Origin of the sequence: Amycolatopsis kentuckyensis (assembly GCF_041679295.1) — a bacterium.
Lineage (GTDB): Bacteria > Actinomycetota > Actinomycetes > Mycobacteriales > Pseudonocardiaceae > Amycolatopsis > Amycolatopsis kentuckyensis_A.
In genome coordinates this window covers 445,031-460,052 of sequence record NZ_JBGDMD010000005.1, presented here as the reverse complement: position 1 = coordinate 460,052, position 15,022 = coordinate 445,031, and the positions used below count along the sequence as shown (strand labels likewise).

The 15,022-nt window shown below is 73.6% G+C and carries 1 protein-coding gene; it reads right to left on the bottom strand.

All coding sequences use genetic code 11. The annotated features are described in order from the left end of the window. Positions 1–650 precede the first annotated feature (650 nt). Positions 651–14,858 carry a type I polyketide synthase gene (locus ACERZO_RS23105; protein ID WP_372666809.1) on the bottom strand — a complete coding sequence of 4,736 codons (14,208 nt, stop codon included), beginning with the start codon at positions 14,856–14,858 and terminating at the stop codon, positions 651–653. Positions 14,859–15,022 lie beyond the last annotated feature (164 nt).

Below are 15,022 nucleotides of genomic sequence, written 5' to 3'. Positions count from 1 at the left end.
CCCGAATGCACATCCCCAAGCCCCGCCCCACACGCCATGACCCATTCAAGTCACCTGACGCCAAGGCCCCAGCAAAGTCGGCCGAGGCGATACTCCGCCCAGCACCACCGCCCACGGAACGCCTGACCGAAGAGACGCTTCGACAGAATGCCGAGCTTCGACGGTCATCAACGACTCGTTCATCACATCCGCCGAGGTAAACGACCCTTTCATGACGTCACCGGCCGCCAGACCGACCACACCGATCCGACTCTGCCGGGACCCTGCCAGGGATGGGTGGGGTCTGGTCTGTGGGGCGCGGGGCGGCCCGCCGGGCGGGGTCCCGGCAAGGACGGGCCTGGGAAATTCCGCTGGGCGCGGGTCGGCGGCCTCGCCGCCGGTTGTCTTGAATGAGTCATTCAGGGCGTGCGAGGTCCTGAATGACTCATTCAAGACGTTTGGCCGGGGCACCAACACCCGTCGTCCGGCGCCGGGGCGGTCGAGGCGGGCGACTTTGCCGGAGCCCTGCGCGGGAGGGCGGGGCCCCGGCCGGTCGGCCGGGCGGACTCGGGCAGCGGAGCCGGCACCAGCCAGCCGGCAGAGCGCCGCCCCGGACGGCACGAGTTCCGGCTGGGGGGTCCGGTCGTGCCGTCCGGTTGGGGAGCGTCACCTCAGTCGAGGTCCAGTTCGTCGATCAGCGCGAACATCTCGTCGTCCGTTGCCGACTCCAGTTTCTCCGCCACCGCCGTCACCCCCGCCGACGCGCCGTTCACCCGGGACAGCAGCTCTTGCAACCTCGACCCCAACGTCGCCCGGGCCTGGGAATCCGCCAGCAGCTCCGGCAAGGCGAACTCCACCCGGTCCAGCTCCGCCAACGCCGGCAGGATCGCCGCCGGGACGTCCGGGATCAGCTCCGCTCGCAAGTACTCCACCAGCACCGTTGTCGACGGGTAGTCGAACAGCAACGTCGCCGGGAGCTTCAACCCCGTTGCCGCTCCCAGGAGATTCCGCAACTCCACCGCGCTCAACGAGTCGAAGCCCAGCTCGAGGAACCCTCGGTCCGGCTCGATCGCGTCCGGGCCCGCGTAGCCCAGGACCGTTGCCGCCTGCGTGCGGACCAGGTCCAGCAGTGCTCCGTCTCGCTCGGCCTCGGACATCCCCGCCAACCGGTGGGTCAAGCTGTCCACCGGGTCGGCCACCGCCGCGCGGACCGCCCGGCGGACCGGCGTGCGGATCAAGCTGCGCAGGATCACCGGGATCGCGTCCTCGCCCACCCGGTCGCGCATCGCCTCCACCACCAGGCGGACCGGCAGCAACACCGCTTCGTCCAGCGCGCACGCCACGTCGAACAAGTCCAGGCCCTCGTCCGACGGCATCGGCTCGACGCCGCCTCGGGCCAGGCGGGACAGGTCCGCCTCCCCCAGCTTGCCCGTCATCCCGCTGCGCTCGGCCCACAGCCCCCACGCCAGGGACAACGCGGGCAAGCCCTGCGCCCGGCGGACGTGCGCCAGCGCGTCCAGGAACGCGTTCGCCGCCGCGTAGTTCGCCTGGCCCGTGCCGCCGAACGTGCCCGCCAGGGACGAGAACACCACGAACCCGGCCAGGTTCATCCCCGCCGTCAGCTCGTGCAGGTGCCACGCCGCGTCGACCTTGGGGCGCAGCGCCGTGTCCAGCTGCCTGGTCGTCAACGCCGACACCACGCCGTCGTCGAGCACGCCTGCCGTGTGCACCACCGCCGTCAGCGGGTGCTCGGCCGGGATCGCCGCCAGCAACGCCGCCAGGGAATCGCGATCGGCGACGTCGCACGCGGCCATCGTGACGTCCGCGCCCCACGCCGTCAGCTCCGCGACCAGCTCGGCAGCGCCTTCCGCGGCCGGGCCGCGGCGGCTCGTCAGCACCAGCCGCCGGGCGCCGCGGGCGGTTACCAAGTGCCGGGCGACCAACGTGCCGAGCGTCCCCGTCGCGCCGGTGATCAGCACCGTGCCTTCCGGGTCCCACGCCGCGACCGGCGCCGGGCTCGTCGCCGGGACGCGGGCGAGGCGCGGCACCTGGATCGCGCCGATCCGGACCGCCACGTGCGGCTCGCCGCAGGCCACGGCCGACGGCAACGCCGCGTACGACACTTCGCGGTCGTCGAGGTCGACCAGCACGAACCGGCCCGGGTTCTCCGACTGGGCCGAGCGGACCAGGCCGACGACGGCGGCCGTCGCGAGGTCCGTGATGCCTTCGCCGACCCGGGTCGCGATCGCGCCCTTCGTCACGAACACCAGCCGCGAGCCGGCGAACAAGGCGCTCGCCAGCCACTCCTGCACCTGGTCCAGCGCGCCGTGGGTGGCGGTCCGGACCGCGCGCGTGACGTCCTCGTCGTCGTGCGGCCCGCTGGTCACCACGACCACCTCGGGCACCGGGGCACCCGCCACCACGGCCGCTTCGAGCGCGTCGAAGTCCGGGTAGGACTCGACCGGGACGCCCGCGGTCCCCAAAGCCTTGGTGACGCGGACCCCGACGTCCAACCCGACGACGGCCCAGCGTTCGGCCGCCGAGTGGCTGACCGGCGTGATCGGGGCCATCACCCAGCCCACCCGGAACAGCGACTCGTGGTACGCCGACCGCGCGACGTCGAGCTGCTCGGCCGAAACCGGCCGCAGCGTCAGCGAGCCGACGGTGGCCACCGGCAGCCCGTCCTGGTCGGCCACCGCCAGCGCGACCGTGTCGTCGCCCTGCCCGGTGACGCGCACCCGCAACGCCGACGCGCCGCCGGCGTGCAGGGTCACCCCCGCCCACGCGAACGGCAGGACCGCGCGGCTTTCGTCGCGCAGCGCGACCGTGTGCAGGGCGGCGTCCAGCAGCGCCGGGTGCAGGCCGAAGCGGCCGGCTTCGGAAACCTCCGGCTCGGGCAGGCCCACCTCGGCGAAGATCTCCTCGCCGACGCGCCACGCCCGGCGCAGTCCCCGGAACGCGGGCCCGTAGTCGAACCCGTTCTCGGCGATACGGTCGTAGAGCCCGTCGAGGTCGATCGGCTCGGCGCCGGCCGGCGGCCACGCCCCGGTGAGGTCACCGGCGGCGGGCACGGGTGCCGCGGCGAGGGTGCCGCTCGCGTGCGTGGTCCACGGCTCGTCCTCCATGGCGCCGTCGGCGCGGGAGTAGATGTCGATCGAGCGGCCGCCGAACCGGTCCGGCCCGCCGACCGCGACCTGCAGCCGGACGCCGCCGGTCTCCGGCAGCACGAGCGGCGCCGCGAGGGTCAGCTCTTCGACGCGTTCGCAGCCGACCTTGTCCGCCGCGTGCACGGCCAGTTCCATGAACGCCGTCCCCGGCAACAGCACACTGCCGAGCACGACGTGCTGCGCCAGCAACGGGTGGCCGGTCGCCGAGAGCAGGCTGGTGAACAGCGCGCCGTCGGAGCCGGCCAGCGCGACCGACGCGCCCAGCAGCGGGTGGCCCGGTTCGCTGAGGCCGGCACCGGTGACGTCGCCGGGCGCGGCCGGGGCGTCCAGCCAGTACCGCTCGCGCTGGAACGCGTAAGTCGGCAGTTCGACGTGCCGGCCACGGCCGTGCACGGCGGCCCAGTCGACGTCGCCGCCCGCGGTGTGCAGCCCGGCGAGCGCGGTCAGCACCGACCGCTCCTCGTCGTGTCCCTTGCGCAGCAACGATCCCACGCTCGGTTCCGCCGAGCCGGCACAGTCCGGGACGAGCGCGGCGAGCACCGCGTCCGGCCCCAGTTCGACGAACCGGGTGACGCCGCCGGCGACCAGCTCGCGGACGCCGTCGGCGAACCGGACGGTCTCCCGCACGTGCCGCACCCAGTACTCCGGCGTCGCGACGTCGCCGGACGCCACGACCGGGATCCGCGGCTGCCGGTAGGTCAGCCCGTCGGCGACCGCGGCGAACTCGACGAGCATCGGCTCCATGAGCGGCGAGTGGAACGCGTGCGAGACGTCGAGGCGCTTGGTCTTGCGGCCCAGCGCGGCGAAGTGCTCGCGCACGGCCAGCACGGCGTCGGTTTCGCCCGAGACCACGAGCGCCTCCGGCCCGTTCACCGCGGCCAGCGACCCACGCTCGTCGAGCAGCGGGAGAACCTCGTCCTCGGTGGCGGCGATCGCCACCATGGCCCCGTCCGAAGGCAGCGCTTCCATCAGCCGGCCGCGCGCGGCGACCAGTTTCGCCGCGTCGGCCAGGGAAAACACCCCGGCGACGTGAGCGGCGGCCAGCTCGCCGACCGAGTGGCCGGCGAGGAAGTCCGCGTGGACGTTCCACGATTCCAGGAGCCGGAACAACGCCACTTCGAGGGCGAACAGCGCGGGCTGGGTGAAGCCCGTGCGGTCGAGCCGGGCCGCGTCGTCACCGAACACGACGTCGCGCAGCGGGACGTCGAAGTGCGCGCACACCGCGTCGAAGGCGTCGGCGAAGACCGGGAACCGCTCGTACAGCTCGCGGCCCATCCCGAGCCGCTGCGAGCCCTGGCCGGTGAACAGGAACGCCGTCCGGCCGGTGCGCGCGGTGCGCACACTGAGCCGGTCCGCGGCCAATCCGTCACGCAGTTCGCCGAGGGTTTCGCCGACGATCACCGCGCGGTGCGCGAACTTCGTGCGGGCGGCCAGGGAGCGGGCGACGGCGGCAGCGTCCACTTCGGACTCGGTGAACGCCAGCAATCGCCGCGCTTGGCCGCGCAACGCGGCTTCGGACCGGGCCGACACTGGCCAGGCCGTGAACCGTTGCGACGTGGCGGCTTCCACCGGCTCAGCCGAGGGCGGGGCCTCTTCGAGGATCGTGTGCACGTTTGTGCCGCTGACCCCGAACGACGACACCGCCGCCCGGCGCGGGTGGCCGTTCGCCGCCCACTCGACCGGCTCGGACAGCAGCCGCACCCGCCCTGAGGACCAGTCGATGTGCGGTGACGGCGTCTCGGCGTGGAGCGTGCGCGGCAGGACGCCGTGCCGCAGCGCCTGCACCATCTTGATGACGCCGGCGATGCCGGACGCGGCCTGGGTGTGCCCGATGTTGGACTTCACCGAGCCGAGCCACAGTGGACGGTCGCGGTCCTGGCCGTAGGTCGCGATGAGCGCCTGGGCCTCGATCGGGTCACCCAGGGTGGTGCCCGTGCCGTGCGCCTCGACGGCGTCCACTTCGGACGGTGTCAGTGCGGCGTCGGCCAGCGCGGCGCGGATGACGCGCTGCTGCGCGGGTCCGCTCGGCGCGGTCATGCCGTTGGATGCGCCGTCCTGGTTGACCGCGGAGCCCCGTACCACGGCGAGCACCGGGTGCCCGCGCCGCTGGGCGTCGGACAGCCGTTCCACGAGCACCATGCCGACGCCCTCGGCCCAGCCCGCGCCGTCGGCGTCCGCCGAGAACGCCCGGCACCGGCCGTCCGGCGACAGCGCGCGCTGCCTGCTGAACTCGACGAACGTGTCGACCGACGAGATCACCGTGACACCGCCGGCCAGCGCGAGGTCGCACTCGCCGGACCGCAGGGCCTTGACCGCCCAGTGCAGTGCCACCAGCGACGACGAGCACGCCGTGTCGACCGTGACGGCCGGGCCTTCCAGGCCGAAGGTGTAGGCGATCCGGCCGGACGCGACGCTGCCCGCGCTGCCGGTCGCCAGGTGCCCCTCGAACTCGCCGGGCGCGTGCCGCAGCCGGCCGCCGTAGTCGTGGTAGTTGGAGCCGACGAACACGCCGGTCCGGCTGCCGCGCAACACCGAAGGGTCGATGCCGGCGCGCTCGACGGCCTCCCACGACGTCTCCAGCAGCAGCCGCTGCTGCGGGTCGATCGCGGGGGCCTCGCGCGGCGCGATGCCGAAGAACGCCGGGTCGAAGTCCGCCGCGTCGTGCAGGAATCCGCCGCCGCGGGTGTAGAACGTGCCCGGCTTGTCCGGGTCCGGATCGTAGCGCCGGTCGAGGTCCCAGCCGCGGTCGGCCGGGAACTCGCCGACCGCGTCGACGCCCTCGGCGACGAGCCGCCAGAGGTCGTCGGGATCGGCGACGCCGCCCGGGTAGCGGCACGACATCGCAACGATCGCGATCGGCTCGTCGGTGTGCACGACCGCCGGAGCCACGGTTTCGGTCGCGGTGTCCCCCGCCAGTTCGCGCCGGACGTGCTCGGCGAGCGCGCCGGCGGTCGGGTGGTCGAACACCAGCGTGACGGGCAGCCGCAGGCCGGTGGCCTCGCCCAGCCGGTTGCGCAGGTCGACGGCGGTGAGCGAGTCGAAGCCGAGGTCGCGGAAGGCGCGATCCGGCTCGATCGACTCGGGTGTCGGGTAGCCGAGCGCCACCGCGGCCTGGGCCTGGATCAGCTCCAGGACGAGGCGGTGCTGCCCGGCGACGTCGAGCCCGGTCAGGCGCCGGGCCCAGCCGGTTTCGACGGCTTCCGGCGCCTCTCCTTCGGAGATGCCCAGCAGCGCGGCGCTCGGCCGGCCCTGGGTGAGAGTCTTGCGGTAGCGGTCCCAGCGGATGTCGGCGACGGCCAGCACGGTCTCGTCCCCGGTCAACGCCTGCTGCAGCGCGAGGAGCGCCTGCTCCGGGTCCATCGCCGGCAGGCCCTGCTCGGCCAGGCCCTCCCCGCGGCCACCCCGCCACGCGCCCCACGCGACCGACGTCGCCGGCAAGCCCGCCGCACGACGCTCGCGGGCGAGCGCGTCGAGGTAGGTGTTGGCCGCCGCGTAGCTCGCCTGGCCCGGGCCGCCGAGCGTGCCCGCCAGCGAGGAGAACAGGACGAACGCCGTCAGCTCGCGGTCCACGGTCAGCTCGTGCAGGTGCCGCGCGGCTTCGGCCTTGGGCCGCAGCACGCGCGCGATCCGTTCCGGGGTGAGGCTGTCGATGACGCCGTCGTCGAGCACGGCGGCGGCGTGCACCACCGCGGTCAGGTCCGGCAGCCCGTCGAGGAGTTCGGCCAGCTGAGCGCGGTCGGCGACGTCGCAGGTCGCGACGGTCAGCTCGGTGCCGAGGTCGGCGAGTTCCGCGGTCAGCTCGGGGACGTCCTGGCCGCGCCGGCTGGTCAGCACCAGCCGCTCGGCGCCCGCCCGGGCCAGCCACCGGGCCAGGTGCGCGCCGATGCCGCCGGTGCCGCCGGTGAGCAGCACGGTTCCGGAGACGTGCCACGGCTGTTCGCTGCCGGCCGGCTCCGCGCGGACGAACCGGCGGCCGAAGACCCCGGAAGCGCGGACGGCGACCTGATCCTCCTCGGGAGAACCGAGTACGGCCGCGAGACGGGCGACGGCGCGGGCGTCGAGGTCGGCCGGGAGGTCGACGAGGCCGCCGAAGCGCTGCGGGTACTCCATGGCCGCGATCCGGCCGAAGCCCCAGGTCAGCGCCTGATCGGTAGCGCGGATCGGGTCGGCCGCGCCGGTGCTGACCGCGCCGCTCGTGGCGCACCAGAGCGGTGCGTCGATCCCGGCGTCGCCGAGGGCGTGCAGCAGCGTCAGGTTCGGTTCGAGACCGGCCAGGAGTGACAGCACGCCTTCGCACGGACCCGCTTCGCGAAGCAGCTCGGCACACCGCGCGCGGTCCACATCGGACGGCAGCGCCAGCAGGCGCCCGCCGAGCCCGTCGGCGAGGTCCTGTGCGTCAGATCCGGCCGGGGCCACGACCAGCCAGTTGGCGACGACCGTCCCGGACGCGACGGAAAGGGGGATCCACTCGACCCGGTACCGCCAGTCGTCCACTGTGGACGACGCCGGCCGGTGACCGCGAGCGTCCAGCCAGTACCGCTGGTGCTGGAAGGCGTAGGTCGGCAGCGGGATCGGGCGGGCGCCCGGGAACACCGGCGCCCAGTCGACGTCGACGCCGCGGACGTGCAGTTCGGCCAGGGACGTGCGGAACCGCGCCAAACCGCCATCGCCCCGGCGGAGCGTGCCGACGGCGGTCGCGCCGGGGACGACTTCGGCGATCGCGGCCGAGACGACCGGGTGCGGGCTGACCTCCACGAACACCGCGTGCCCAAGGGCCTCGATGGTCTGCGCGAACAACACCGGCTGACGCAGGTTGCGGTACCAGTAGCCGGCGTCCAGGGTCGCGGTGTCGATCGGCTCGGCCGACACCGTCGAGTAGAACGGAATTTCGCCCGTGCGTGGTTCGACCGCGGCGAGCACGTCCCGCAGTTCGCCCTCGATCGCCTCCACGCGCGCAGAGTGCGAGGCGTAGTCCACCGGGATCAACCGGGACCGGACACCGTCGGCCTGGCACTGGGCGAGCAGCTCGTCCAGCGCGCCGGGTTCCCCGCACACGACGGTGGACGACGGGCTGTTGAACGCCGCGACCGAGATCTGACCGGCCCATTCCGCGACCAGCTTCTCGACGTGCTCGGCGTCGAGCGCGATCGAAGCCATCCCGCCCTGGCCGGCCAGGCCGGCGGCGATCGCCTTGCTGCGCAACGCGACCACCCGGGCACCGTCGGCAAGAGACAGTCCGCCCGCGACGACGGCGGCGGCGATCTCGCCCTGGGAGTGACCCACCACGGCATCGGGCGTGACCCCGTGCGCCTGCCACAACGCGGCCAGCGAAACCATCACCGCCCACGACAGGGGCTGCACGACGTCGACGCGGTCCAGCGCCGACTCGCGCAGGGCGTCGAAAGGCGACCAGTCGACAACGGACTCCAGCGCCGCCGCGCACTCCGCGAACCGCTCGGCGAACACCGGCGACGAGTCCAGCAGCTCCACGGCCATCGCGGCCCACTGCGCCCCCTGGCCGGGGAACACGAACACCGTCCGCTCAGCGGGACCCGCGACGCCCGTGACCACCGACGCGCTCGGCGTTCCGGCGGTGAGGGCACGCAGGCCGGTCAGCAGTTCCGCACGATCCTCGCCGAGCACGACGGCCCGGTGTTCGAACGCGGTCCGCGTCGAAGCGAGGGACCAGCCGACGTCGGCGATGTCCGCTTCCGCCGCGAACGCCGCCAGCTTCCCCGCCTGGGCGGGCACACCGGCTGCCGAACGGGCCGAGAGCAGCCACGGCACCGGGCCCGCGACCGGCGCACGATCGAGGACGGGTTCGGGAGCGGGGTCGTGTTCGAGGACGACGTGCGCGTTGGTGCCACCGACGCCGAACGAGGAGACGCCCACGCGGCGCGGTCCCGGCTTGTCCGGCCACGGCGTCGCCGAGGTGAGCAGTTCAAGGGCCCCGGCGGACCAGTCGACGTGCGGCGACGGACGTTCCGAGTGCAGTGACCGCGGCAAGAGGCCATGGCGCATGGCGAGGACCATCTTGATGACCCCGGCCGCACCCGCGGCGGCCTGGCTGTGCCCGATGTTCGACTTGACCGAGCCGAGCCACAGCGGCCGGGAACGGTCGCGGCCGTAGGTCGCCTGCAGCGCCTGCGCCTCGATCGGGTCGCCGAGGGTGGTGCCCGTGCCGTGCGCCTCGACGGCGTCCACATCGGACGGTTCGAGCCCGGCCGCGGCCAGCGCCGAAAGGATCACGCGTTGCTGCGACGGGCCGTTCGGGGCGGTGAGGCCGTTGGACGCGCCGTCCTGGTTGGTGGCGGTGCCGCGGACGACGGCCAGCACGCGGTGTCCCTTGCGCCGGGCGTCGGACAGCCGCTCGACGAGCAGCATGCCGACGCCCTCGGCCAGGCCCATGCCGTCGGCGTCGGCGGAGAACGGCTTGCTGCGGCCGTCCGCGGCCAGCGCGCGCTGGCGGCTGAACGCGACGAACGGCGCCGGGGTCGACATCACCGCGACCCCGCCGGCCAGCGCGAGGTCGCACTCCCCCGACCGCAGCGCCTGGCCGGCCAGGTGCAGGGCGACCAGCGACGACGAGCAGCCGGTGTCGATCGTGACCGCCGGGCCTTCGAGCCCGAAGGTGTAGGCGACGCGGCCGGAGGTGACACTGCCGGTGCCGCCGGTGACCAGGTGCCCTTCGACGCCTTCGGGGACTTTCTGCAGCCGGGAGCCGTAGTCGTGGCCGCTGGCGCCGACGAACACGCCGGTGCGGCTGCCGCGGACGGCGGCCTGGCCGAGCCCGGCGTCTTCGAAGGCCTCCCACGCGGCTTCCATGACGACGCGCTGCTGCGGGTCCATCGCGAGGGCTTCGCGCGGGCTGATGCCGAAGAAGCCCGGGTCGAACTCGGCCGCGTCGTAGAGGAAGCCGCCCGCGCGGGTGTAGCTGTGGCCGGCGCGGTCGGGATCCGGGTCGTAGAGCGAGCCGGGGTGCCAGCCGCGATCGCCGGGGAACTCGCCGATCGCGTCGGCTTCGGCCAGCATCAGCTCCCACAGCTGCTGCGGACTGCCGACGCCGCCGGCGAACCGGCAGCTCATGCCGACGATGGCCAAGGGCTCGTCGGTCGCGACCGCCGACGCGACCACTTCGGGGGCGGAGGCGCCGAGGACTTCGGTGCGGACGTGCCGGGCGAGGGTCGTCGCGTTCGGGTAGTCGAAGACCAGCGTCGCGGACAGCTTGAGGCCGGTGGCGGCGGTAAGCCGGTTACGCAGCTCGATGGCGGTCAGCGAGTCGAAGCCCAGCTCGCGGAACGCCCGGGACGCGTCGACGTCCTCCGGTCCACTGTACCCGAGGACGGTGGCCGCGTGCTTGCGGACCAGCCCCAGCAGTTCGCGCTCTTGGTCCGGTTCGGACAGTGCGGAAAGCTTGGCGCGCAACGCACCCGCCGCGCCCGTCTCCTCCTCGGTGACTTCGGAGGCGGCGGCCAGCACGGCCGCGACCTCGGGCACTTCGGACAGCAGCGGCCGCGGGCGGGCGGCCGTGAAGACCGGGACGAACCGTTCCCAGTCGATGTCGGCGACGGCGAGGAACGGCTCGTCGTGGTCGAGGACCTGGCCGAGGCCGAGCAGCGCGGGTTCCGGGGCCATGAACGGGATCCCGCGCCACTTGAGCTGGTCGGCGACGACGTCGGAGACCATGCCGTCGCCGGCCCAGATGCCCCAGGCGACCGAGGTTCCGGCGAGCCCGCGGGCGCGGCGGCTCTCGGCGAGGGCGTCGACGAAGGCGTTCGCGGCGGCGTACGCGCCGTGGTCGCCACTGCCCCACACGCCGGCGACCGAGGAGTAGAGCACGAACGCGTCGAGGTCGGCCTCGCCGAAGAGGGTGTCGAGATTGCGGGCGCCGGCGAGCTTGGCGCGGGCGCCCTCCTCGAACTCGGGCAACGTCGTGTCGGCCAGCGGCGCCAGGAGGCCGACGCCGGCGGTGTGGATCACCGCACGGATCTCCGGCAAGTCACTGACCAGCGAAGACAGCGCCGTCCGGTCGGCGACGTCGCAGGCGGCGATAGTCACCTCGACGCCCAGCGCCTCGAGTTCTTCTCGCAGCTCGGTGGCGCCCGGAGCGTCCGGTCCGCGGCGGCTGGTGAGCACCAGGTGTTCGGCCCCGCGGCCGGCGAGCCAGCGGGCGACGTGCGCGCCGAGCCCGCCGGTGCCGCCCGTGATCAGCGCGGTCCCGCTCGTCCGCCACTCGGGGGCGGTGCCTTCGACCGGCGCGCGACGCAGGCGACGCTGGTAGACCCCGGACTTGCGGACGGCCAGCTGGTCTTCGTCGCCGATTCCGGTGAGGACGGCGCAGAGCCGGGTCGCGGCCTGCTCGTCGAGGGTCTCCGGCAGGTCGACCAGCCCGCCCCAGCGGTCGGGGTGCTCGAGGGCGAGCACCCGGCCGAGGCCCCAGGTCGTGGCCTGGCCCGGGTGCGGCAGTTCGTCGCCGGGCACGACGGCGGCCGTCCCCTGCGTCGCCAGCCAGAGCGGTGCGGAGATCCCGGCGTCGCCGAGGGCTTGGGAGAGCAGGAGGTTCGCGGCCAGTCCCTCGGACAGCACCGGGTGCGTCGCGTGCTCACGCTCGTCCAGTGCGAGCAGCGAGAGCACGCCCGCGACATCGGGCTCGTCCCGCAGCCGCTCGGCCAGCGACGCACGGTCGTCGGACTCGTCGACGCGCAGGGTGCGGACGACCGCGCCGGCCTTCTCCAGGGCGTCGAGGCAGACGTCGGGCGCATGCACGACCAGCCAGGTGCCGGTCAACGCGGGCGCCGGTTCGGCGACCGGGTGCCAGGTGATCCGGTACCGCCATTGGTCCACAGTGGACAGCTCGGTGCGGCGGTGACGCCAGTCCGTCAGCGCGGGCAGCACCTCCTGCCAGGGCGTTTCCGCGGTGACGCCCAGCTCGTCGGTGAGGGCACCGTCCTCGACGGCGGTCCAGAACCCGTCGTCTGCCGCGGCGGCTTCGACCGGCATCTCGAGCCAGTAGCGCTGCCGCTGGAAGGGATATGTCGGCAAAGCGACCGGATGGCCCTGTGGGTGGACGGCCGACCAGTCGACGTCGTGGCCCTGCGTCCAGAGCTGCGCCACCGACGTCAGGAACCGCGTCAGGCCGCCTTCACCGCGACGCAGGGTGCCGACGACGGCCGCCGCGCCGGGGTCGAGCACGTCGTCGAGGGTCTCCTGGATGCCGCCGCCCAGCACCGGGTGCGGGCTGGACTCGACGAAGAACCGGTGCCCTTCGGCGATGAGGGTCTTGGTGGCGTCCTGGAAGCGGACGCGGTGCCGCAGGTTCCGGTACCAGTAAGCGGCGTCGAGGCTCGACGCGGTCTCACCGGTGACGCTGGAGACGAACGTGACCTGCGGCGGAAGGGGCTCGACGTCCGCCAGGGCTTCGAGCAGTTCGGCTTCGAGGACCTCGACCACGGCGGAGTGCGACGCGTAGTCGACCGGGATCCGGCGTACGCGCAGGCCTTCGGCTTCGGCGCGGGCCAGGACTTCTTCGACGGCGGCGACCTCGCCGGAGATCACCACGGACGCGGGCCCGTTGACGGCCGCGATGGACACCCCGTCGGCGAGCAGCGCGTCGACCCGCGTTTCCGGTGCCGCGATCGACGCCATCGCACCCAGGCCCGCGAGCCGGCCGGCGATCAGCTTGCTGCGCAGCGCGACGACCTTGGCGCCGTCGGCCAGCGACAGCGCGCCGGCCACGACGGCGGCCGCGATCTCGCCTTGGGAGTGCCCGACGACGGCGTCCGGCGTGACGCCGTGCGCCGCCCACAGCGCGGCGAGCGACACCATGACCGCCCACGAAACCGGCTGGACGACGTCGACCCGCTCCAGGGCCGCCGCGTCGCCGAGGACGTCGGTCAGCTTCCAGTCCACAAAGGATCCGAGAGCGGCCTCGCATTCGGCCATCCGGGCGGCGAACACCGGCGATTCGCCGAGCAGGTCCACGGCCATGCCGGCCCACTGGGCACCTTGGCCGGGAAAGACCAGGACCGTGCCGCCGACGGCTTGGGCCTCGCCGCCGATGCCCGCGGCCGTACCGGATTCGGCGATCTCGCGGACGCCCGCGAGCAGCGCGGGCAGGTCCCGGCCGACCACGGCGGCACGGTGTTCGAACGCCGAGCGCGTGTGGGCCAGGGACCAGCCGACGTCGGCGATGTTCGCGTCCGGCAGCGACGCCAGTTCCGCGGCACGGGCCTTCAGCGCGGCTTCGGAACGTCCGGACAGTACCCACACCGCGGTGTCCACTGTGGATTCTTCGACGTCGGCGGGTTCCTCGGTGACGCCCTCCAGCACGACGTGCGCGTTGGTGCCACTACCGCCGAACGAGGATACGCCCGCTCGGCGCGGCGCACCCGTCTCGGGCCACTCCTGCTGTTCGGTCAACAGGGAGACCGCGCCCGCGGTCCAGTCGACGTGCGGGGTCGGCTCGCCGACGAACAACGTCTTCGGCAGGACGCCTTCGCGCAGGGCGAGGATCATCTTGATCACCCCGGCGAGCCCGGAGGCCGCCTGGGTGTGGCCGATGTTCGACTTCACCGTCCCGAGCAGCAGCGGCCGCGAGCGGTCGCGGCCGTAGGTCGCCTGCAGGGCCTGCGCTTCGATCGGGTCGCCCAGCTTGGTGCCGGTGCCGTGCGCCTCGACGACGTCGACCTGCTCGGGGGCCAGCCGCGCGTTGGCCAGCGCCGCCTCGATCACGCGCTGCTGGGAGAGGCCGTTGGGGGCGGTCAGGCCGTTCGACGCGCCGTCCTGGTTGATCGCCGTGCCGCGGATGACCGCGAGCACCGGGTGGCCGTGCTTGCGCGCGTCGGACAGCCGTTCCAGCAGCACGACGCCGACGCCTTCGCCCCAGCCCGTGCCGTCGGCGTCGGCCGAGAAGGCCCGGCACCGGCCGTCGGCGGACAGGCCGCGCTGGCGGCTGAACTCGATGAAGTTGCGCGGGTTGGCCATCACGGTCGCGCCGCAGGCCAGCGCCATCGAGCACTCGTCGCCCCGCAGCGCGGTGACCGCCAGGTGCAGGGCGACCAGCGACGACGAGCACATCGTGTCGACGGTGACGGCCGGGCCTTCCAGCCCGAAGGTGTAGGCGAGCCGGCCGGACAACACGGCGGCCGAGCCGCCGGTGAGCAGCAACCCCTCCAGCCCCTCGGGCGCGGTGACCATGCCGCCGGCGTAGCCCTGGTTGCTGGCGCCGACGAACACGCCGGTCTTGCTGCCGCGCAGGGCCGCCGCGTCGAGGTTGGCCCGTTCGAAGGCCTCCCAGGTGGTCTCCAGCAGGAGCCGCTGCTGCGGGTCCATCGCGGTGGCTTCGCGCGGCGAGATGCCGAAGAAGGCGGGATCGAACTGGGCGGCGTCGGTCAGGAAGCAGCCGTCGCGGACGTAGCTGCGGCCGACGCGCTCGGGGTCGGGGTCGTAGAGGTCCGGGTCCCAGCCCCGGTCGGCGGGCCACGGCGAAACGGCGTCCCGGCCGTCGGCCAGGAGGTCCCAGAGCTGTTCGGGGGTGGCGACCCCGCCCGGGAAGCGGCAGCTCATCGACACCACGGCGATCGGCTCGGCGCGGCGCTCGGTGACGTCGTGCAGGCGCCGGTTGGCCAGCTTCAGATCGGCCGTGACCCGCTTGAGGTAGTCACGGAGCTTGTCCTCGTTGCGCATCTGCGTCGGCTCCTGTTGTCCGGTCACGTCAAGAGATTCCGAGTTCTCGGTCGATCGCCGCGAACATCTCGTCGTCGGTCGCCGTGTCGAGCTCGAGGTCGTCGGGCTCGCCGCCGGTGTCGTCGTGCTTCCACAGCAGCTTCCGCAGCCGGGCGATGACGAGCTCGGCGGGAAGAGCGGCGAGCTCGGCC